The 23,333-nt window shown below is 36.5% G+C and carries 16 protein-coding genes; 1 reads left to right on the forward strand and 15 read right to left on the reverse strand.

Annotated elements, in window-relative coordinates; all coding sequences use genetic code 11:
* Window positions 1-63: 63 nt before the first annotated feature.
* From BUA76_RS07275 to BUA76_RS19205, 13 genes are all read right to left on the reverse strand, one after another.
* Entirely contained in the window at window positions 64-1,380 is a 1,317-nt protein-coding gene (locus tag BUA76_RS07275) for an ATP-binding protein (protein ID WP_083573184.1), read from the reverse strand.
* Window positions 1,381-2,287: 907 nt separating this feature from the next.
* Window positions 2,288-3,025, reverse strand: a complete 738-nt coding sequence (locus BUA76_RS07285; RefSeq protein ID WP_072884145.1) for a hypothetical protein — start codon at window positions 3,023-3,025, stop codon at window positions 2,288-2,290.
* Between the two features lie 783 nt (window positions 3,026-3,808).
* Entirely contained in the window at window positions 3,809-4,660 is an 852-nt protein-coding gene (locus BUA76_RS07290; RefSeq protein WP_072884146.1) for a hypothetical protein, read from the reverse strand.
* A 126-nt stretch (window positions 4,661-4,786) separates the two neighbouring features.
* Window positions 4,787-6,061, reverse strand: a complete 1,275-nt coding sequence (locus BUA76_RS07295) for a hypothetical protein (protein WP_072884147.1) — start codon at window positions 6,059-6,061, stop codon at window positions 4,787-4,789.
* Between the two features lie 136 nt (window positions 6,062-6,197).
* Window positions 6,198-6,380, reverse strand: coding sequence for a hypothetical protein (locus BUA76_RS19075; protein ID WP_143149875.1), 183 nt, complete (start codon window positions 6,378-6,380; stop codon window positions 6,198-6,200).
* A 160-nt stretch (window positions 6,381-6,540) separates the two neighbouring features.
* Window positions 6,541-6,951, reverse strand: coding sequence for a 5-fold beta-flower protein (locus tag BUA76_RS07300; protein WP_072884148.1), 411 nt, complete (start codon window positions 6,949-6,951; stop codon window positions 6,541-6,543).
* 153 nt (window positions 6,952-7,104) lie between these two features.
* The gene (locus BUA76_RS07305) at window positions 7,105-7,545 is read right to left on the reverse strand and encodes a hypothetical protein (RefSeq protein ID WP_072884149.1); all 441 of its coding nucleotides are present in this window, start codon (window positions 7,543-7,545) and stop codon (window positions 7,105-7,107) included.
* Window positions 7,546-7,576: 31 nt separating this feature from the next.
* On the reverse strand, window positions 7,577-11,665 hold the full coding sequence (locus tag BUA76_RS07310; RefSeq protein WP_072884150.1) for a phage tail protein: 4,089 nt from the start codon (window positions 11,663-11,665) through the stop codon (window positions 7,577-7,579).
* 528 nt (window positions 11,666-12,193) lie between these two features.
* Window positions 12,194-12,820, reverse strand: coding sequence for a hypothetical protein (locus tag BUA76_RS07315; protein WP_072884151.1), 627 nt, complete (start codon window positions 12,818-12,820; stop codon window positions 12,194-12,196).
* 5 nt (window positions 12,821-12,825) lie between these two features.
* Window positions 12,826-16,524: a hypothetical protein gene (locus BUA76_RS07320; protein WP_072884152.1), complete on the reverse strand. Its 3,699-nt coding sequence runs from the start codon at window positions 16,522-16,524 to the stop codon at window positions 12,826-12,828.
* 361 nt (window positions 16,525-16,885) lie between these two features.
* Window positions 16,886-17,281 (reverse strand): hypothetical protein, encoded by a 396-nt coding sequence (locus tag BUA76_RS07325; protein ID WP_072884153.1) that lies wholly within the window; start codon window positions 17,279-17,281, stop codon window positions 16,886-16,888.
* A 59-nt stretch (window positions 17,282-17,340) separates the two neighbouring features.
* Window positions 17,341-17,505, reverse strand: a complete 165-nt coding sequence (locus BUA76_RS19200; RefSeq protein ID WP_178337313.1) for a hypothetical protein — start codon at window positions 17,503-17,505, stop codon at window positions 17,341-17,343.
* 305 nt (window positions 17,506-17,810) lie between these two features.
* Complete coding sequence (locus tag BUA76_RS19205; protein ID WP_169231035.1) at window positions 17,811-17,969, reverse strand: hypothetical protein; 159 nt, start codon at window positions 17,967-17,969, stop codon at window positions 17,811-17,813.
* 879 nt (window positions 17,970-18,848) lie between these two features.
* On the opposite strand from BUA76_RS19205, the gene BUA76_RS07330 reads away from it, so the two are divergent.
* Window positions 18,849-19,514: a S24 family peptidase gene (locus BUA76_RS07330; protein WP_072884154.1), complete on the forward strand. Its 666-nt coding sequence runs from the start codon at window positions 18,849-18,851 to the stop codon at window positions 19,512-19,514.
* A gap of 68 nt (window positions 19,515-19,582) precedes the next feature.
* On the opposite strand, the gene BUA76_RS07335 is transcribed toward BUA76_RS07330, so the two are convergent.
* Window positions 19,583-20,518 (reverse strand): hypothetical protein, encoded by a 936-nt coding sequence (locus tag BUA76_RS07335; RefSeq protein ID WP_072884155.1) that lies wholly within the window; start codon window positions 20,516-20,518, stop codon window positions 19,583-19,585.
* Window positions 20,519-20,664: 146 nt separating this feature from the next.
* The gene (locus tag BUA76_RS07340; RefSeq protein ID WP_072884156.1) at window positions 20,665-23,289 is read right to left on the reverse strand and encodes a PKD domain-containing protein; all 2,625 of its coding nucleotides are present in this window, start codon (window positions 23,287-23,289) and stop codon (window positions 20,665-20,667) included.
* Between the last annotated feature and the right edge of the window lie 44 nt (window positions 23,290-23,333).

A 23,333-nucleotide genomic window follows, 5' to 3' on the forward strand; every position in this document is an offset into this window, starting at 1 on the left:
GATACATTTTCTCCACTTCGTTACGAAAACACTCGAACCGACGTGAGTTTAATCCGAGGGTGGTTAAGGAAAAATTTTATCTTCTTTTACATATTCTTTTCTGATGCTTTCCAGCAGCATATCGGGGCTGACTCTAAAATCAGGATCCATTAATGCGATTGTTTTTAAGCTTACATCCTGTATTATGTTCATAATGTTAGAGCCGGTAAGTTCATATCGGTCGGCAATTTCTTCCAGCTTAATTTCCTCGAGCTTTAGCTGTTCCGGCATATTATGCCGCCAGATACGCAAACGTTCTTCGTATTTTGGATTGCTGAATTTTATGCAACTCTGGAAACGTCTTGTAAAAGCTTTGTCCATATTATTTTTAAAATTGGACGCCAGAATGATGAGTCCTGAAAATGTTTCGATCCGCTGGAGCAAATAAGAAACTTCCTGATTGGCATACTTATCATGAGCATCCCGAACATTCGTCCTTTTTCCGAAAATAGCATCCGCCTCATCAAAAAATAAGATCCAGTTTTTATTTTCTGCTTTATCAAATAGTTTTGACAATTGTTTTTCTGTTTCGCCAATATATTTTGAAACCAGCATAGAAACATCCACTCTGAAAACGGGACGTTTTGTATATTTTCCTAAAAGACTTGCTGCCAAGGTCTTCCCTGTTCCCGGATCTCCGTAAAAAAGAACTCTGAAACCGGGTTTTAATTTTTTCTGCATGTCCCAGTCTTCCATAAGAATCCGGCTGCTGTTGTACCAGGATTCAATACTCTGAAGTTCATCCAGTGTATTCTGAGGAAGTATAAGGTCTGTCCAGGAACGGTGGGTGTGTATTTGTTCTGCCGGGAAGTCGTTGCTCATTTTCGGTAATAGTTCCGATCCGAAAATGATAATATTAAATGCCTCCTGATGAACGTTTAGCTGACTATTTTCAGCTCCATAATCCTTTCCTGAGCCGGAGAACGTAATGATCTCTTCTTTAACCAACACAGAATCCGAAGCAAAGTAATCCAAAGCGGTTAACCTTTCTGAAATATTTTCACCACCCAAAATATACTGAACCGTCTGAACCGTAGGGTAAAAAAGTCTCCCATTATCATTAACCGAACAAAAATCAAACAAAGGGCTGCTGGGAAAATCCAAATAAATGCGCTTCAGAAGTGCCGGATCTAATCTTGGCAATAAAGCCATTAAAAGAATGATAACTTCCTGATGCGCAAAATTTTTCTCTGAAATATAGTTTCCTAAAGGAAAATCTGTGTAGTCAACGGATTTAAAGTCAGGTGCTCCCGTATTAAAATTTTCTGAAGAATTGTTGATACGCCAGGTTATAACTTCTTCCAAATGCGTAAATAGTTTCTGTATTTGTTCTGCCTTCATTGGTTTTAGTCTTTTATTTTTGAAATCCAAACCGTTACCTGTTTATCTTTCAAATAAATTTGCCTTATGCAATCAGTAAAGCTTTATGATGTTAAAAATTTTAAAGAAACATGACCGTCTATCATATAAACTCATAAAGGAAAGTCTTACCATAACTGCGTTAACAGTTTTTTTGAAAGTCTTCTCATACCGGAATTCCTACTTTTTGATAATGAAATTTCCGTTTTCACGGATATTATATGATCTGCCCCCGGAAAGAAAATAAAAGATCTGATAGTCTTATTTTGCATATGGATAAATTCTGATGTCTTTATCAAAAAATTTCAATATTTCAGGGGTAAAAAAGGGTTCCTGACAGGGAGCATCTTACCAGGGTTGTTAAAATATCATGCATTACATCTCGGATGCTGCATGTTATTCTCTGATCTGTTACCAAACCTCAGCCTTAAAGCTGCTCACAAAAGAGTCTGAATAATTGTTGTAATACTCAGTTTTCATGGTCATTGTTTTTATATTAGCTTTTTATGTAATTTTTGTTTTCATCAGTCTGCAATTTTTTTATATGCTTTGATAAGCTGATTTTCAACCTTATTTATATTTTGAATGTAGGTGTTCTTAATGAGAATAATAATAGTTGTAAAAAGGAGCCTCAACCGGAAAGCGTCTCACATTAGAGAATCTTACCCAAGTGCCGCAGCAATTGTTTTTATAAAAGCTTCTCATCCACAGGAGTTCCTACTTTTTAAAGAATTAATCTTACTTCTGAAAGAAAACAAGAGGTTTTGCAAGCTTTTATTCTACATCCCGGCGAGATTCTGACGTGCATCAGAAAATTCCGGTATTTCAAAAGTAAAAGGTTTCCAGGAAAAGAGAATCTTACCCCATTGAGGCTATCCTTTTTTTATTATTAATTTATAATGTAATTAATCAGGTCACTTTCATCACGTCCCAAAAGAATTTTAATCGTGACAGGATTTGATCTGAATTTTGTTCCGTTTACCTCAATTTCCAAAAGCATCTGGATCAGAGAATAAGGTTTTCTGTGGTGGACGGAATATCTGAAAGAACCGGGCCTGTTGAAAGTACCTGCCGGATAAAACTCCTTGTAGTCTGCTCCGGGTCTGAAATAGTTGACCGGATTAATATCAAGTTTCATTTCAGTAGACGTTACAGGATATTCCGACTGTCTGCCCCAGGTTATTGCATCTTCATTACATTCCTTGTAAAAGCCGGGTGGTTTTAAATAACCGCTGTAAAGCCTTTTTTTCTGTTTATAACGTTTGATGATGATTTTCGGCTTGTGTTTATCAATATCCAATTCGCCTGATAATTTCACGTTTAGGTATCTGTAGCCGAAACCTCTAGATAAAACGTGAGTGTACCCGTCAATATCCTGCGGCGGATTGCCCGTGTCTTCAAGGTTGATGTGTCCTCTGTGTGAATTTTTGAGATCCTTGGCCACATAAAAATGATAGTTTTTTGTCTCATACTCTCCTGCCGGTTTTACTTCGATTCCGAAATTAAACTCATTCAGATGGACATAATTATCTATAAACCTGCCAAACTGACCTTGTGTTGGATATTTACCCGTTTCAAAATAGGTTTTCAGCTCTTCTCTTTGGGTGAATTTATTTATTTCTTCCATAATATCTTAATGTTTTTTATCCTTATGTCCTTCGTATGATGTCATTTCAGCTGATGGATTTCCTTATGAATATGCTTCAGCATTAAAGTTTTTTTCTGAATTTTTGTAAAATGTATTGTATGTATTAGAAATAACCCCCAACCGGAAAGTGGCCCAAATTTGAGAACCTTACCCAACTGCCGAGGCAGCTGCTTGTGAAAGTCTCCCAATAAACGGAGTTCCTACTTATTAAAGAATCAATCTACTCCTGAAAAGACAACAGGTTCTATGATGGTTCCTGTTATTTTATTCCCGGTGAGATTCTGATATAAACACCAGAAAATTCCGATATTCCAAGAGCAAAAGGTTTCCTGCGATTGAGGATCTTACCCGATTGAGGATTATTTTTTATTATTGATTTTGTAATTGCTTATATTTAGCTGGCTCTGCGATATCCAAATAATTTATATTAATCGGAAGGCTTGTATTGCCTGAGAGCTGAAGTTCAAAATTGAAACTTTTTTTGTTGTTGTACAAGTTTTCTGCATGGTCTCTTCTGTAGCTGCAGTAACTCTTATTGCTTATAAAAGCGAATGCTTTATTTGTTATTTAATAATGCAAAGTTGAGACTTTTTTTCTTTTAATAAAAGCTTTTCGCCTTGTTTTGCCGGTAGTTGCAGTAACTCTCTTAATTTTATGAAATCAAATCATTTATCTTTATTCTGACAGTGCAAAGCTGAGGCTTATTTTATTAATATAAAAGCTTTTTGCCCTGTCTTGTCTGTAGCTGCAGCAGCTTTTTATTTAGCTTTCATAATGGCATTCGATTCTGGCGTTTCTTACGCCTGCCAGAACACCTCCTGCAGAGACATTGGTATTTTTCTGTCCAGGCAACAGAGAAGCCGTCATCAAAAGAGTATCATTATCTGCATCATAAATCCTGCATTCTATAGGTTTGCTGGTTTCGGTGAGATCCGCTCTGTAAAAACAGGCCAGGAAATCTCCAAGATCATAATGATCCGTAACCATATCTTCAGAAATATACCTATTAGACCAGTAATTTCCGTATAAAGCGTATTCAATAAGTATATCGGTTTTATTAACAAAAGTAAGACGTGTATGTAAATTGTTTATTTTACGATCAAATTCTTCATTGCTTATCTTTATATAAAACTTTTTATTTTCTACTGTTCCCAGTTCAAAATTCCCGGGAACAGGAGGCAGATTATTTCCGAAGAGCCTGCTCGTTGTAGGGCCATCATCAATCTGGCTGTTCAGGTAGTAATACCTGTGTCCATCTAATGGGTCTATCACAAACTCTTTTGTTCTGACTGCGTAAGGAGCACTGCCGTGAAAATAGCGTTTTTGGTCTTTATTTTCGGTTTTGCCGATTGTAAAAGTCTGGTCTTCGCCTTCTTTAGAATTTACGACGATCTGAAACTTCTCATTTTCAATATTACTGGTATTGTAAAGAATATACCCGTTATCAAGGGCAGCCAGGTTGTTGGCAAGCGTAACGAGTTCTTTATTTGTGACGATATCATCTTTAAGGCTGAAAAAATCAATTAATTCTGCAAACTGACTTTCTGTGGGATATTTACCTGTTTCAAAATAAGTTTTTAGTTTTTCTCTGGTGGTTATTTCGTTTGTTTCCATGTATTTTGGTATTCTGTGCTGCTTGTGATTTACAGGTCAAAATTCATATTTTTTTTGTTTTTATGAAAGTTTTTTGGTGTGCGGATTCTGTAGTTGCAGTGACTTATTCTTTCGTAGGTCTGATGTTTATATTGCTAACGGAATGTCGCTGGCTTTTGTATATTCAAGAATAATGTGAAGTGACCAGCTGGCTTCCTGTCCATTCATTTGTCTAAAATTGAGGTAGGCATCATCATGAATGAAATGAACCGATAAATTTTCGGCATTTGCGATATGATAGCTGTAAGAACCTTTTCTCGCAGTACCACTTACGAAAATGTGATCTATATTTAATGATGATAATTCTATTGTTTTTTCAATTTCTGCCTCTGAAATATTTTCCATGATCACACATCTATAAAGAGGTTTTCTATATTCGTTATCAATCTGAAAATAGTTGCCGGTAAATATTTCTTTAAAATAGTAGTTTCCATTTGTTTTTTCTTCTACTCCGAATGTTCCGTCAGATTTTGCAACAACGTTCTGGGTGAATCCAGAATCTGCTTTTGGAAGCCGATGAACTTTTAATGAAGAATCAAAATCCAGCGTTCTTTTCACAAAATCTCCGCCTATCAGGGGGAGTGTAACATTGTGGTTGAGGACGGTTTCTGAGGAGTGGATGACCAGTTTATTACTGGTATTGCCGCCAATGGGAGCATTAGCCCCAATAGTAACATTATTATTTCCTTTCAGGTTATTGGGAAGGTCTGTGGTATATCCGGATCTGAATCCTAAAAAAGTATTAAAATTATATTCCTGGGTATGCATAGCGCCTCCATCAACAAATCCGGAATGGCTTCCCAAAGCCGTATTGCCGTATCCCCCTATAAAGTTACACATGGCCACTCTGCCTACTGCTGTGTTATTATGGCCTGTAGCAAAATAATATAATGCGGCCTGCCCTACAACAACATTCCAGTATCCTTCTTTCAAAGCAATCATTGAGCTTGATCCAACCACCGTGTTTCTGATACCGGTTGTGAGTTGCCATAATGCGTGACTTCCAAATGCCACATTTCCATCTCCTGTGGTAACATTCTGTAACGCTCCGAAACCAAAAGAACTATTGTAAATTCCCGTATGATCTGGATTCATGTTTCCAAACCATTGCGACCATGTTGTTTTATTGACTCTTAGTTCAATTTTAGTGGAGGGTGTTGATTTACTTTGTACGAATTTAATTCCCTGCTCCGGTATCTGGTTGTCTCTGCTTACAACCGTTCCCAGAGTTTCCTGTGAGGTGATATCTTCTTTGTGCCAGTAAGAATCGATCCATTCTGCAAACTGGCTTTCGGTTGGATATTTACCGGTTTCAAAGTAGGTTTTTAATTTTTCTCTGGTGGTTATTTCATTTGTTTCCATGTATTTTAGTTTGCTTTACTGATTATTTTTACAGTTCAAAATTCATGTTTTTTTTGTTTTGCTGAAAGCTTTTTGTCTGGTGGATTCTGTAGTTGCAGTGATTCTGATTTTTTGCTAAATCATCACCATATAAATTTTAATTACTATACAAAGTAACCCAAGTATTAGCACCCGTAGACATTATAGTCAAAATCTTTCCTGGTTTAATAATTGTAGTCCCCGGAATTTGTCCATCTAAAGTGACACCTGTATTGGCAGTAATGGTTAAATCATCTGCTTTATTATTTTTTATATGTTTTAATAGCATTTGTAAAGCCATTAACGTCTGCTGTAATTATACTTGCTCCTGCTCCGCCACCGGTAAAGATTATTGTTACTTCTTACGTCTCACTTTCTCACTTCTCACTTCTACCATCAAAACAAAAGGCTCAGATTAAAATCCAAGCCTTCTATTTTTCAGTTATTATAAATGTCTTCTGCTAATCAAGATTAAAGAAGAAAAAAACGACTGCTGCCCATTCTTTTTTTACTCCTTTAGCATAACCAAGGGTGCTGTGGCTGCTGTTTTCTACCGTTCCGTCATCTTTGATATAGCCTATGGTCGTACGGCTGCTGTTTTCTATTGTCCCGTCTTTTTTAACATATCCTATTGTTGAACGGCTCCTGTTTTCAATGGTTCCATCACTTTTGATATAACCAATGGTTCCGTGGCTTTTGTTTTCAATAGTTCCGTCGTTTTTAATGTATCCAACGGTCGCATGGCTTCTGTCTTCGATGGTGCCGTCGCTTTTAATATAACCTGCCGTATTGCGGCTTCCCGATTCTATAGTTTGAGCGTTTATAATGGAAATATTTAGCAGAATTAAAAAAAAGAATAGTATTTTTTTCATGATGGATAATTTTATCTGGTGATTATTGGTTTATTGTCATTTTTTGTCAATACCAATATAAGACGAATTTCCCGAAATAAAAAAGCGAAATTTCCGATTGGAAATTTCGCTTTTATTTTTAGTTATTATTTTTCAATAACATTATCAATATGATTATTGAGGTATAATGAAGGATGCATCATCTTCATCTAAAATATAAAAAATTACAATATTCTTATCTAAATGAACTAAACACGGAATATTATTTTTTAAATAATTTTCTCTTAATTCAGAATTAGTAAATTTATCATTTTCATAATCAAAATTTACATACATATTATCAGAATATTGAAGAAATTGTGGTAATAGTGTACTGTTTTGTAATGCTACAAAAGTGTTTTGAGATATGATATTATAATTTGTTTCACACAAATTAAAATACATAAATTCTTCTTCCACATACAATATTAATTCATCGTTTATGACTTTATTTATTAATTCATTGACTGTATTAAAATCTTGAATACCAGACAAATATTTTTCAATTAATTCTTTGTTCTGAGTAATAAAATATTTTGATTTTGGATTGTTTAAATCTATAATAATTTTTCCCATAATATTATTTTTAAGATATCAAATATACTATTTATAAAATACCCTCCAATTTTCCGTTAAATATACCTTTACCTAATGCAATGACAATATCTCTCGTACTAGTGTTTTCAATAGGAGTAATTTGATATGCTACCATCGTTTCATTCATTGCATTGAATATTATGACATTTTCCTTTCCATCATACTTTGTTTGGTTAGGAATATCTTCACCTAAAATGTAACTAGTTTGTGCATAATTAATATGAACCCTATTAGCTTTTGCTATCTTGTTCATATTTAACACTTTATTATTTAAACTTCTTTTTACTCCGTCACTGTTAACACCTAATGTTTCCTGTATGGTAACAAGTTTTATTTTTATATTTGGGTATATGTTTAGTATTTCTTGTGCAATCATTTCATTTAAGATACCATGAACTGAACTACCAGAAATAATAGGTTCTACAATTGTAAAGGAGACATCAGCATTTTTATTTTTTTTCATACTTTCGTGAATATGTTTCACAATATCTTCAGGTTGTTGGGTTTTATGATTTTTACCTGTCGCAATATCTCTCGGCATTTTTTGTATTTTTTCATTTTTGATAGAAGTGCCTTTAGTTACAGCGTCTCCCAAAAAGGCTCCACCTGTTTCTGTAGTAATAATATATTCTCCCTTAATTTCCTTATTCATTTCTTGTAATGCCTTTTGATACTCTCCCACAAATGGAGAATAGATAGCTCCCTGATGGATTTCCCATTTACGAATACCCCCCGTATCTGAAATCATATCTTTTCTTAACTTATTATCATTTTGTTTGTTCAATTCTGGTATTTTTGAAATAAATTTAAGCATATCCTGCCTAAATTTCTCAGGATATTCTCCTTTGTTTATATCGTATTTTTCGTTTTCCACAAAAACAATTTTTCGAATACTATATTTCAGTTCTTTATCATCCAAATCCCTTGTAACATCAACTCCTTTTTCTTTTGGGTTTACTTCTCCTTCGATATGAGAAGTTTCCTTTCCTTCTTTATCTACTTTGGTTGTAACAATCTTAAGTTCCTTCAATTCATAGGTTTCTTCTAATACATCTAATTGTTTTTGAATTTGTTTTTTGTCGAGGCTTTTATCTTTCAGGAGTTTTGTCCCCTCCGTAATTCCTTTATGCAAGTCATTTTTCATTTCTTCCTGCGTACGGGTTTCTTTCTCCTTTTTAGCTTTGCCTTTCTTATCCTTATTGCCAACCCCAATTTTACTCAACAGCTTTCCTGCCTTCCCTTTCACAAAAGTCCAGAACTTCACAATGGCATTTTCAATACGCTGGCGTATTTTTCGGATAACACCCAAAACCTTATCAGCCAATCCGCCAATTCCAAGTAGTGAGGCCAAAAAGCCAATTAAAACAGGTACCGCTTTACCCAAAGCATTTTCTATGGATTTGGCGACGGCACTTACATTTCCGCTGGCAATAGCTGCCACACTGTCGATGAAGGCTTTTATCAGTTCCATAATCTGTGCGGCACGCTGAATGAAGAATTTTACCACATCAATAATCGCCATCGCAGCTTTTATAAATGCCCCTACCGGAGTCAGCAAGCCCATCACCCATTTAATTCCCGCCTGAATGACCTGGGTCTGGATCATGTCCATAATGGTATCCATGATGGTAGCTTTCAGGTCGGCAAACTGGTCTTTAAGATGCTCCCAAAGTCCGGCAACACCTTCTTTGCGTACAATCTGTACCATTTCAAAACTGGTTTCCAAAACTTTCATTACCGGCTCACCAATAACTCTTGAACCAATAGCCCGGATTCCGTTCCAGGTTAAACCAAGCACCTGCGTGGTAATAGAGAAAATTCCTTTGAGGGAAAATATATCTTCCGGCATGGTAAGGCTGATGCCTTTTGTTGCGCCGGTAAGCCATGTGAAGAAACCTGTTTTAAGGTGAGTCCAGATATTGGCTCCGAAATTGGCAAATCCCTGCCCTACTCCTGCAATAAGATTTTTAAAGAAGCCTATCGGATCCGCAATAATGGCCATGACAACATCTGCAATGCCTGATAATAAATTGGTAAGCGTATTCTTAATTTCAATGATAAAGGCAAATACACCGCTCAATGCATTGAGTGCTTTATTTATAAATCCGCTGTTCTGTGCTTTCAGCTCTTCAATTCTGGCATCAATACTTGCTACATTTTCAGCATATTTTTTAGCCAGCACATCAATAAGCGCATCTTTTTTGCTGTTTACGCTTTCTTCCAGCGCATTAAACTTATTCTGAATTTCAGCAATGGCTTCCTTGCCTATCTTACGCAGGCTTGGCGATAAGCTGTTGACATAGGTCTGTACGTCTTTTTTACCTTTGGCAATTCTGGCCTTGGCAGCATTAAGCTGTTCGGTAACATGGGTTGCAATTTTGTCAATATGCTGATCCATGGTTTCAATATATAATGCTTTACCACTTACAAAATATTTATTGACCTCATCCGGAAGTCCGGTAGCTTTATCCCAAAGCCATAATCCGGCAGTTGCCAATGCACCATATTTGGCATACGCATCTCCGTAACGCTTCTTTTTATAATCTCTCATTCCCTTTTCTACATGATCTTCAAATGCTTTTTTGGCGATTTTACTACCGTAATCAAACATCTCCGCAACTTTTTTATCGAGATTGTTTAAAATATTATCAACTTCTGTTTTTGAAGTATTGTAGATGCTGTTGATATGATCGGCTATTTCTTTTCGTTTCTGGCTGTCTTTGGTTGCGGTATTCTTTTGTTCGCCGTGCGCATGATTCAATCCGCCTTTTCGTGCATTGTGCATTCCTCCGATATGATGAACAGCCTGTGACTGTGCCTGTTCCCGGGTTTTAGACAGTTCGGTATTTTCTGTTTTCCTGAATTTCTGTGTGGCAGCGGCACTTTCGGTTTTGGCTTTATTTTTTTCGTCTAAAGCTTCCGTAAATGAAGGTTCATTGGATTTTGCGAGCATTTGATCGGTTACGCCATGGGCTTTCATCTCGCTGTCAATGGTATTGGTTTCTTCCTGCAGAGGTTTTTCCACTTTGGCAGAATCTCTTTTGTTAGGCATTGCTTTCGCGGCATTGGGAACACCCGGAGCTTTGCCGGTGTTAGGGGTCGGCATTTTGGCAACAGCGCGAACAGGTTGCGCTCCAATATCAGGTTTTGCCGCGGTGGCTGAAGCAATATCATTGGTTGCTGCATTTTTTTCATTCTTAACATCGGCAACTGCATTTTTATTGACCTGCTGTATGTTGTTGTTGTTCTCGAAATCATCGGCTTCAGCTTCATCTTTGGGAAGTCTGATTCCTTCAATCTTCTGCTTTAATAAAGCTTTAAAATCTTCTTTGCTGAATGTTCCGGGTTTTTGCGCATCCATATGATCTACCTTGCCTGCCTGCGCCATACTTTCGCGTTCATTGGCTGGTGAAGGAGCTGCTGCCTGCGCTGCCTCGCTTGCTTTTTGTGCCGGTTCATGGCTTTTTTGAGAGTGTGCTGTTGCGGCTATTTTACTGCTTAATTGTGTAAATTCGGGATTGTTTTGAGCATTCGGAGAAGGAGCGGCTTCAGTGCTTTGCTCTTCTGCTTTATCTTTGATTTCCGCTGCAGATTTTTCTTCTGCATTATTTTCAGATTTGCCGTTTTTTTCCGGCTTTGCAGTTTTTCCTTCCTGAACTTTTTTGCTTTCCTGATGCACCTCTGCCTGCTGCTCTAACGTTTTTGGAACATAGTTGCCGGATTTATTATTGTTGTAATCCTCTATCTGATTAATATTCAGGGTTGCCATATAGCCTTTTTCCATATCCTTTGTTTCAGGATGGTTAAGGTCTCCGGTTTTTTGTAAACTATCCTGATATTTACCATACATGACCTTTGAGCCCTGATCATAAATGTTCTGAGAACCGTGAACGGCTGCCGCCGTACCACTTAAGCCGGACTTGTTGTTGCCAGGATTTGCGGATCCCGGATTGCTGACCTGATTATCAGACTTTTGGGTTTGTATCGTAGTCACTTCTACCTCTTGCTGAGGTACAACCACCGGAACTTTCTGCTTTTGCTTTTTATTTTGATTCTGGTGGGCTTTGTTGTCTACTTCTACAGGTTTTGCTGCTTTCATGACTTCGTTTTTTTATTCATAATTGATAGGTAAAAAGACATACAAAACGCAATTGAGATGAATTGCGTTTTATATACCTGTTGAATGTGAAAAATCAGATCCGGTGCGGATGATTTTTTTGAAGAATTTAAGTAATGGGAAATGGCATTTTGATTTTGTAATGAGAAACAGGTAATAATGAAGCCATTCCTTTTTTTATCTCCTGTGCTTTTTTGAGTTTTAAATTCTCTGGTTCAAAAATCTTATTTTTTGATGAGAATATGCTGTTTTTTAAGCGGCGGATTCTGTAGTTGCAGTAAGTAAGGAAATGCTTTGAGGCTTGAATGAGGATGAATGAAGCTGGAAGCCATTGCGTTTTAAAGCGATTATTCTGTAGAAAATCTAATATCCATTGTTTTACTGAATATAAAAGTAAAGGTCCGGATTATAAATCCAGACCTTTAAATAATTTGTTTTAGTTGTTCTGTGAATAGATGGTGGTGTTTAATTAATTATTTTTGTCTAATAAATCTGTATCGATTTTTAGGACTAGTTATCTTCTTTCTCTCTGGGGATAATTTCCCCATTAGCGTTATACTTATATTTTTTTTGGAAACTTTCTCCCGTTTCAGGATTTCCGTTTCTTGGGTCTATGCCATATTTTAGTATATACTCATATACGGTAGCAGGTTCAAGTAAATTTCCCATAAAACGTGGTGTTGGGTCTGCATCGTATTTATCCCACCATTCTTTTTCTTTTCTTTTTTCGTCCTCCGTCATTAAATCTCGTTTTTTTTCTTTCTCTTCTTCGTATATTTTATTTTCCAGTTGACTTATCTGGGTCTTATGGTCTTCCGATAAAGCATCAAATATAGCTCTTCTGATTTCTCCGTCTTTTTGGTACAACATAACTTTTTGTAATAAAGCATTATCCAATTTCTCAGGCAACTTATTAAAGTCAATATAGGGGAGCTTCATATTTCTTTCCTGTCTGTACTTTTTAGCCTCTTCAGAACCTTTGAAAAGCTTGTACTGTTCTTGCTGTGCCGGATTAAGTACATCAAATACTTCGTCAAAGATATCGTTATTTAAATCATCTATATTTAAAAGCAGTTTTAAATTAAAATCGGGTAGTTGATCTTCAATATGGTTAAAATAATCTGTTGCGAAAATCATATTTTTTATTTTATTGGTTTTACTAATTCTAGAAACTTAATTTCATAATACTCTATATCGCCAACGGTTTTTATAAGTTTTGGATCACTTATCTGACGGAAATATCCTTCATTCATAACAACTTCCTTCTGTACCATGGTAGAAACAGGTTTAGCATTAGCATGCCTTGTCGGCCCGAGATTTGTCCCCCAATCGGATAAATCATCTACATAAACCCCAGCTTCAGTTTCTATTATTCTAATAAGTGCTACTTTTTTTCCTGCCGTTACATTTTTGGCTGAAAGTTCTATAAAACCTTCGGCTACTTCTCTATCTAATGATGATGATACCATACCCCGTTCAAAAGCCACCTCTTTGCCTTTTCCATTTTTAAAGGTTAATTCAAAGTCATCTAAAGACATCATACGCCCGCTAAATACAGTTTTCCCTCTCATATTTCGTTCTTCTACTTTTCTAAGTTTGTCTAATGCGATTTTTAAATCTTTATAAATCCGCTTATTATATTCACCCCAAAAAGAAGTATTAAAACGTGCCGGTGTGTTTACTATTCCTCCATCCACAGTAAAAGCGTGAAAAGTGGCTAGTTCATGGTGTGTGGCTTCACCTGTGGGTAATAATTTCTTTTCGCTTTTTAACCAGTCAATAGTAGCTAATGATTTATTAAAATCAGGTAAACTTTCCCAGTATGTATACCATCCGTATTTTCCAAAGAAACTTTCATAATTTTTTACACTTTCTGCAAAAGTTATCGGATTATCTTTATAGCTCTTCGCAAAGTTAGTTAATTTACGTTGATTATTTAATTCATTTAAAACTTTCGGATCAGCTGATTCTAAAGCTTTTTTGAAATTTATTATCTGTTCATCCGTTAGAACAAGTGAAACAGGATCTCCCAGATTGCGGGGAGTATCAATAAATTCAGCATGCTGTTCCGGATTATAAGATTGCTTTGTTTTTTGTGATAAATTTTTCTTTTCCGAACCCGGAATAGTTTTTTCTGTTTTAAAATATGCAATAGTTGATTCCTGTGCTTTTTTATAAGCCGCTTTGAAATTTTGTGCTGCTTTCATCCAGGTTTCTTTTTTGAAAAACGATGTTATCTTGCGAGGGATAGAAACAATTTTTGCTTTTAAACCGTTTTTTACATTAATAAACATCCGCTTGCCAAAAGTTTTCGGGTTCCTTTTGGCCAGATCTTTTATGGAAGCGCCTCCTTTTTGCGAGGCTTTTCCACCGATTATCGCCATAATTGCCATTCCGGAATTGGTAATATCACTTTTCAGCTCGCCGGAATTTTTAAATAAAACTTCAGCCGTTTTTGCCGTATGGATATCGTAAATATTTTTTATTCCGTTGAGTACATTCAGTCCCAGTGCAATAGCTCCGATCCAGAAGGTGATGGTACCCATCGTTATGGTTGCGCCTCCCAGCCAGGCCGCTAACGGAGCCAAGCCTCCTAAGGTGAAGATGGATCCTACCGCTGCCGCTAATGTTAAAACCCCTAATATTCCGGTAATTACTCCGGCAATAACGAGTACTTTATTGGCTATTCCTGCAGCTTTCTGAAGAATCATTCCTACAGGATCCTGGGAGAACCCGTTCCAATTCGTCAGATCATCCCAAATTCCCTGTATTGAACCTGAAATGGCATGATACCACTCTTTAGGATTAATAATAGAGTTGATGAGTTTGCCCACATCGGTCCAGCTTATTGAAGTAATATCATTCCAGATGCCGGAAAAAGCAATGGTAATAGACATCCAGAGTCTCTTTAAGCCGGTAATCCTATTCAGGTTTCTGGTCACCAGATTCATTGGTTTCTGTAAAGCATCTTTTCGTTTATTGTTAAAGTTTTCTATCTGGGCATTTCTGATACTTTCTACATTCTCGCTGATGGAGTTTTGCTGTTCGGACTGATCATGGTCATAATTGGCTGCTACCTGTTCAAATTTTTCTTTTAAAAGGTTTTGTTCATTTGGATTTAATCCTCTTACAAAAGCAACCTGCTCGTCCAGTGTTTTCAGCTGTGAAAAATCAATCAATAAACGTTCTGAAGGATCAAGCTCTTTGGGAGCCTGCTGAATTTTATCTTTTTCTTTTTGTGTTAAACTGTTTCGTCCCTCAACGGTAGCCATGTTTTTATAGTAAGCATTCTGGGTTTTCGTAACCTCATTCTCAATACTATAAGAATCAAGCAATAACGCATTCGCTTCTTTGTTTAATTTTTTGCTTTCCGATTCAGCTGCTTTTAGTTTTGGGTTAAGTTTTGCCAATTCTTTTTTAGCGTCATTATTCCGTTTGTTATCTGCTGCAAGTTTTGCTTTCGACTTTCGAATGGATTCCTTAGAAGATAAGGCTTCTTTATGTATTGCCGTATTTTTAGCTTTAGCCTGTTGGGCTTCCTGAGTTAATTTCTGAACAGTATTTCCCGACTGTGAAACAGCCTGATCTATTGTAGCTGCATTGCTGTTGAGCGCTCTTAATTTTTGGGTAAGCTTTCCGGAATCATCATTTTCCGGATCCTGGTGTTTTTGCGATCCGCCGAGTAAATCAGTTGCTTCTTTATGCAAATCGGCCGATTTCGACTTGTTCTTATGGTATTCTTCCTTGTATGTACCTACCTCCTGTTCTACTTTCTGCTGCCTTTTCACTGAAGTTTCCCAGCCTCTTTCCAGTTCATTTACCAAAGTTTCCTTTGCCTGAATGCCGTCTTCCGATTTTTGTAGTTCATCGTCCGATTGATGAATTGATTTTTCAACTTCCCTGATTTTATTTTTTAATCCTTTTGCTGCCTCATTCTGAGATTTTACCTGAGTCCTTGCTTCCACTCCCTGGTCTCTGAATTCCTGAGCAGCAGCTACAAGGCCAAGAATATTAATGGTAGTTTGCGCATCCGGGTCTACTTCCGCCTGCTCACTGTCAACAGCTTTATCCATTCTCGGCATAAGAACAGGCTGAATATTATCAGGAACAACAATTTTGGTTTCTTTTTCCGCTTTGGTTTTTGTATTTAATTTTTTATTGTCGGATCTTTTCTCATCATTTCCTTTTCTTTTTTCCAATTGGAAATTTTCAGTTTTATCTGCGGTCTTTTTTGAACTGGTGGCATTGACCTCAGATAAAACCGGTTTAATCTGAGGTTTTTTAATTTCAGCCGGCTTTTCTTTGGGTTTCTGATCTACTACAGGTTTTGGTACTTTAGGTGTGAGATCAGCTGCTTTTACGGGTTCTTTTTCTTCTGTTGCTTTTACTTTATTTTCAGGTTTTTTCAGCATCTGATGAACAACAGCCTGCTCCTGTAATGTTTTTGGAGTATAATTTCCGGTTTTAAGCTGATGATAATCCTGTACCTGACTGACGTTCAGGGTTGTCATATATCCTTTCTCCACATCCCTGGTTTCCGGATGATTGATACTTCCGGTTTCGTGTAGACTTTTCCTGAGTTTTCCGTACATCAACTCTGAACCTTGATCGTAAATAGTCTGCGAACCATGAACGGCCGTTACTTTTCCATTTGATGCGACCGGGTTTTTATCAGCTTTTGTCAATCCTTGCGTACCGGCCATAACTCCCGGTTTTTGAGACTGCATCGCAGCAGCTTTCATTCCGGAAAAAAACTTTGCGAGCGGATTTTTCGGTTTTGGTTTTATAGTTGGGTTATGATGACCTTTTTTGGCTGTTTCTACAGGTTTTGGTGCTTTCATGACTTAGTTTTTTAATTTCGTAATTGAATGTTAAAGACATACAAAACGCAATTGAAAATAATTGCGTTTTATATACCTGTTGAATGTGAAAATCGGACCCGGAGCGGGTGATTTTTTTAAAGAATGCAAGTAATCAGAAGTGGCATCCGGCTATGTATGAGAAACAGGTAATGATTGGGCCACTCCAAGTTTTTTTCTCCTGTTTTTTGCTGGGCTTTTTAATTGTATGGTTCAAAAATCATATTTTTTTGGTAAAATACCTTGCTTTTCGCACGATGAATTCTGTAGTTGCAGTAATGCATTTTTTACGATTCAATTGCTTTGATTACGTTCACTTTTACTAAAGACCTGCAGTTCATATTTACTTTTTTATCTGGTCTTCAGGAAATTCCATTACAGACTTTTCCTCTTTATCAGCCTGTCTTTCTGCCCTAATGCCGTAGCGGGTTTCAATGAAAAGGTTCACTGCTTTTTCGATCCAGTTTGGCAGATTGGTGGTGATCATTTTTAAATATTTATCATAACCATAACCCAGAACAAATAATATCCCCGTAGAATACCATTTGTCATGGAGTTCGGCCCTGTTCATGAGATAACTCATGGTAAATCCTACGATGATAACGATCATCAGGGTAATCAGGTGTTCCCACGGCTTTTTTTTTTCTTTATTCTGTATTGAAATTAAGACCCTTAATAATCCGCCTGAAAATGCAATGGCCGTTCCGATTAAAAGGGCTTTTATACTGTCTAAATTCATCTTTTCTCTTATATATATTGATTCAAATTTGATTTTGGCGCAACTCTCAGCTGCATCATTTATTCCAGGTCCAGGATGTACATATCATCCAAAAACCTTTTGCTTTTCTGCATGTTTTTGTTTTCGTCCATATAGGCTAATTCATCGATAAGATCATCAATGTTTTTTCTTGGATTTTTGGTTATTTCCCGATTTTTTTTTATTTTTTTTCTTCTCTTTTTCATGGTACTGAAGTTTTAAATTGAACAGATTTTTAATTTGTAAATAATTCTTCTAAGGACATAAGGTTCCTGCTTTAAGCTCATTGCTTAGCTTAAAAACAACACACTAAAAGCAAAAACCTTTTTACCTTAGTAATTACCTGTAAGATGAATTTATGAAAGACTTTGGGACAACGCTTTTATGAGTCTGGTTTGGTTTAGGGTTGTTGAGTTAAGAAGTCCTGTTTTACATTATAAGGTTATAATGCAATTAAATTCATGGTTATTATCAGTTTTTAATAGAAATGTGAATAAGAACGTGTGCAGATCTATCCCTGAAGAATAATATTATATATTGTTCTTTCTGATAAAAACAGCATCTCTGTAAGTTCAGTTACAATCACTTTCATCTGTTTATCCTGATTACGCTTAACATAATCAATTACAAAATCTTTTCTTTTTTCTACTAATTCTTTGCTACGTTTCATGTTTGGTTAAAGTTTTTATGTTAAAAGTTTTTTTTAAAGACAACTCTGCATTTCTTATTTATTGTTTAAATAAGTCCATAAGAAAACCTAAAGACTTGTTTAAAGCCTTTGAAAGGTGTTCATTACATTATTGTTTTTGATTTTTTAGAAAAGCAGATCCGCCATTTTTAATTTTAAGATAACAGCATCCAGCCTTTCAGCTAATTACTTACCATCGTAATCTTCCGTTGCTGCTATAAATCAATGTTTATAATAGCCGGGGCATTTTGTTTACCGACAGTAATTCATTTTTAAAGAGCGCAACATTCTATCTTATAGATCATAAGTTTGTTTACAACGTTTATGAGCATGTATAACAATCTTTTACTGATAACTACAATTAATCGATATTTTATATGTTAACAGTTATAATATTTATATTTCGGCTTGCTTTTTGTTATTAGCAATAAGGAAACAGTAGAGAATACCGTTTCGTCTCCGCAATGAATAAAAATACAGCCGCATTTTATTCACTTTCACATACTACCACACGCATCAAACTCATTAAAAACAAGTGTAAAAAGCGCAATTTTTGCATTTATAAAAATCAGAAGTATTATTTTGTTCGTTTAGCGCCAGACAGAACAAAAAAGAGAAAAATCTAATTTTTAATAGTCCTTAAGTACAGAAAAAGCATTTAAACCATTGATTATAAATAGATATTTAATTCAAATAAAGTTTTTAAACTTCAAATAAAAATTAAATCATCAATATAATTTTGTATATTTGCAGTGTTCCATCTTAACTGTGAAACAAATATACGAACAATGTTCGCTTTTAAAAAAATAATTATGAATATTTTTCGTAATTTTTTTACACAATGACCATAAACACATCAAAATGAACTATTTAGAATTTAAAGAAATCAGGAAAAAGCTTAACATGAAGCAGGCCGAGATCGCAAAATCCATAGGAGTCGGCACCAGAGCCGTACAATACTGGGAAAAAGGCGAACGGAAAATCCCGGAAACTACGGCTTATTTCATTACCAATCTCCTGTTAGACCAAGAGAAAAAGCAAAATGAAAACAGTGCCTCGCCGCTTGCTTTTTCAGATCTTAAAATAATGAACGTTCCTCTGGCTAACCAATATGCACAAGCCGGCTATCTGAGCAGGTTTGCAGATGAAGAATATATAGAAAGCCTTCCCACAATTCCTTTTACCGACGATGTTGAGCACCGCGGTGAATACATGTGTTTTGAAGTAAGAGGAGACAGCATGGACGACGGGTCCTACGAAAGCTATCTGGAAGGGGATATCATTTTATGCAGGAGTATAAGACAAGATTACTGGATGAGTAAGCTGCATTATGATAAATGGGATTTTGTGATCGTTCATAAAGAAAAGGGCATCCTGGTAAAACGAATTATCAACCATGATGTTGAAAAAGGTATTATCACGCTGCACTCTCTTAATGAATATTATGATGATTTCGAAATCCATCTTCAGGATGTTGCCAAACTGTTCAACATCATCAGTACAAGACGTAAGAATAACAGAAGATAAAAGATCTGACTTAATAAAATCCTCATAACAGAGGATTTTATTAAGATATACTCAGATCATGCTTCTTATCATGTAGTACAATTGTATGATGTAGAAATGCTGGTTATCAAACCACTGGAAGGGTCTACATTATAAATTTTACTTCCGTTATAACTTCCGAACCTCACCCATTTGATTCCGCTGTCTTTAAAGCCGCTGCTGGCTCCACCCGTATCAAAGCTTCCCAGGTTTGCCGGGATTGCCGGTGTAATACCATCGCTCAGGTAAATATAGCTTCCTTCCTGCGGAAAAGGGGTGGTAAGATTGATTGTTTTCTTCAAAACACCTTCGCTCCAGCAAATACTTGCGCCGGACTCGTTGCTATTGGTAGGCTCTTTAAATTTCGCCGAAACACAGAAAGCATCCGCAAAAGTATAAGGTGCTTTTTTAACGATCCATCTTTTGGATTCAAACTGAAATACATTAGACCAATCTGAAATTCCTGCCGGAGACAAGCAATGTTTTCTGGCCCTTATATAAAGCGATGTATTTTCAGGAATATTTCCGCCATCCATATGAACATTTTCAAGCGGGGTATAATCAAAATCTACCCTGAAGTGAATAACATCATTAAAGTCCGGATCCGTAGCGATCTGATATTCCGGTGTATCGAGGTTTACATCGTCTACCGCATAATCCATTACAATTTGTCCGTTTTCGCGCACCTCTACATTTTTTATAGCCGGAGTTTCACAGACGGACGTTCCGCAATTACCAATTTTGAAAGAACTTACTTTTCTGGTAACAACTCCTGAAGCTGTTAACTCTACTGCCAATTCGTATTCCCCGGATTTTACAATTCCAGGAAGGGTTATCAAACTTCCATTAGATGGTACCGGAATGATATTGAACACCGTGTATGGATCTGCCGAATCCTTTATTTTGTAGTACGCAGTGGCACCCGTTATCGGAACGGAAGAGGTATAATTTATATTAAATGAAATATTGCATGTTGCTGTTGCCATTGTATTTATATTTTTTATTTATCAGTATAAAAAGAGGTGTTTAAAACTCTTAATAATTAAAACACCTCCTTAAAAAATTATACAGAAATCTGTACTTTAAATAGTACCTTCAGTAAATAGTAAGGTGATCTATTACAGATCATTGTTTATCCTTCGAATATACTTACCTGCACAAGATCGGTAGCAAAAGCACCACTATAAGGATCAATAACCGTAAGCTTAAATTCATATGAGCCGATGATGAGGTTTTTCACTATTAATGAAGGTTTATTGACATCCGTAAGTGTTACTTCAGGACCCTGTGTCTGTATCCAAGCATAATATAGTATTTCCGCTCCGGATCCATTTCCTGTGAGAGTAAAAGAATTTTTAGATAAAGGGAATCTCTGGACATCACCTGCATCAGCTCTTATAGTTGGCATTACGCCTTCGCAGCAATTTCCTTTAGGGAATGAGATATCATTAATGGTTGTAACAGGACCATTGTACCAATTTCTGATCCTAACAATCTGTGTACAGCCGTTGCTATTTACATTCACTGTTATTACAGGAATTTCAGCCGGATTCAAATCATAATAAGTGTAGTTTACATTTCCTTCTCCATCAGGTTTCAGATTGACAAAATTATCATTCTGCAGGAAATCCCAATTGTAATCATAGGTTGTAAACCCTGTTCCCGAAACCTTAAATTTCACTTTAGTTTCGTTGGAATCTCCAGACGGATAAACAACTGAAGCCACCTCAATATGCACATCAGATTCCTTGTTCACTTTGATCGTGCAGCTGGTAGGTTTTCCGTTAACCGTGAAAGCGATGGTTTTTCCATATAATTGCGGGCTCACCCGAGAAGGATTAAAGACATATTGTCCGCCTGCTAATTGTTCAACACCTCCGTCCAGGCCTGAAGTGACAACCGCTTTTACATCTCCGTTCATAGGATATACGGTAAATGGTATTGAGCCAGCTTTAGCACAAATAACCGTAGCGGGAAGTGTTAATTTAACATCAATTTTCGGGGTGCAGCAAATGTAAGGGAGTGAAAAATCTGCAAAAACCACCGGGTTTTCTGATGACTCATACATAATAATAAAAGTACCGCCTTTTTCCACTCCGCGTCTGTGCTCCAGTCCGGGATGTTTTTCTACATATTCATTAAAATATGCCTTAAACATGTCTTTATTATCAACAAGTTCTTCCAGAGACAGCATCATGACATCAAATCCCAACTGTTTTTCATCCCTGATCTCGTTAAGCATCCTGAAAGCCTTTTCATAATGCATTCCCTGATGGCCTTCGATATTATAAAATGAATTTTTATCTATATTAAATAGTAAAGGTTCCTGTATATGCACATCCGGCGACAACCAATTATTGAAGGCTAAATTATCTCTATATGAACGATTGCCTGTTTTATCAAAGTTCCAGGTTTTCAGGAATTCGTCACTGATTGTGTAGTAGAAAGGAACCGCTTTATTACTAAGAGGATTTAATTTCTGCGACGGAGTGATTTCAATCTGTGCACTGCCGTTATCAGCAACCGTAAAGTTTCTGAAATTCTGTACCTGCTGTGTAAAACGGCGGATCAGCAACTGTACTCTCCCAGAGTTTTTTTCATCATCCAAAACGGATGAATTGTAAAATTGGTGCCTTGAAAAATCCAGCTGCTTAACCGGAACCAGTTTTCCCAACATGATGTGTTTGGAAAAAGAATTCAGGTCCGGAAGATTTACCGTGAATGCTTTCGGTAAAAGCTTTATAATTTCACTATACGTATCTGATAAATCTTTGATCACATCATATGCATACTGAAAGCCTGCATTTTGAATTAGAAAGCTTTTCAGTGTATCCTTGAAACCCTGATAATTAACAGCAGGAAGTCCTATTAACTGAGCAATCGCATTGATTTTATCAAAAATAACTTTACCATATTGGCTGCTCTCCAAAACATCAGTATACAAACCTTTTATATCAGAAGATAAAAAAGATGCATCAACGCCCTGTTCTGCAATAAGTTTTTCTACAATAACACGTTCCTGCTTGCCATATTTAAGGATATCTTCTATAAATAGCGGATGAGGCTGGATACGATCCATAGGAGCCGGTATGAGTGCTCCACTATCCGGATCTTTTACGAGAACATTTTCTCCAAGAATATTGATAATACCTTCAGCGGTGGTAACCAGTACTCTGAGATTCCGGATCTGCTGAACGCCGTGATTGTCACAATCTACTCCTCTGCAGGGTTTAATTTCCTTTTCGTAGCTTTCCAGATAAAGAAGGAGATATTTATCCTCCAAACCGGAAAGATTAGCAATAGGCTTAAAATCTGAATTCGCTTCCTTCGCCGTAGCCAGCTCCCAAAGTTCGATCTGACTGCCAATTCCGTTATTTTTACGAAACGGCTTGTACCTCACTTTGAAATCCTCGTATACTTTAAAATGAGTGTACTCTTTGTTTTGGATATCAATGGTTTTCAGTTCGCTTACATACAAATCTTCATTTATCTTACTGGTATTATTCAAAGTCAGCAAATCACCGTCTGTAGTTACTGCTACCCCTTGCGAGAGGCGTATGCTGCTCAGGAATTTATCGGTATAAATAAGCTCCGGCTTGAAACCGCACGCAATCCCAACTCCCTGGAGCATTACTCTGGATAAACGGTCCTGATCTTCAAAAAAGTCTAAAAACTCATTGAACTGGGGATGCTTTACATACTGCCCTTTACTGAATTTACGGTACTGGGTTGATATATTACTTAATTGATTATTCATTATTATTAATTTTTTAATGATTTATGAAAAAGTTTTTATAAGCT

Origin of the sequence: Chryseobacterium takakiae, assembly GCF_900129385.1 — a bacterium.
Taxonomy (GTDB): domain Bacteria; phylum Bacteroidota; class Bacteroidia; order Flavobacteriales; family Weeksellaceae; genus Chryseobacterium; species Chryseobacterium takakiae.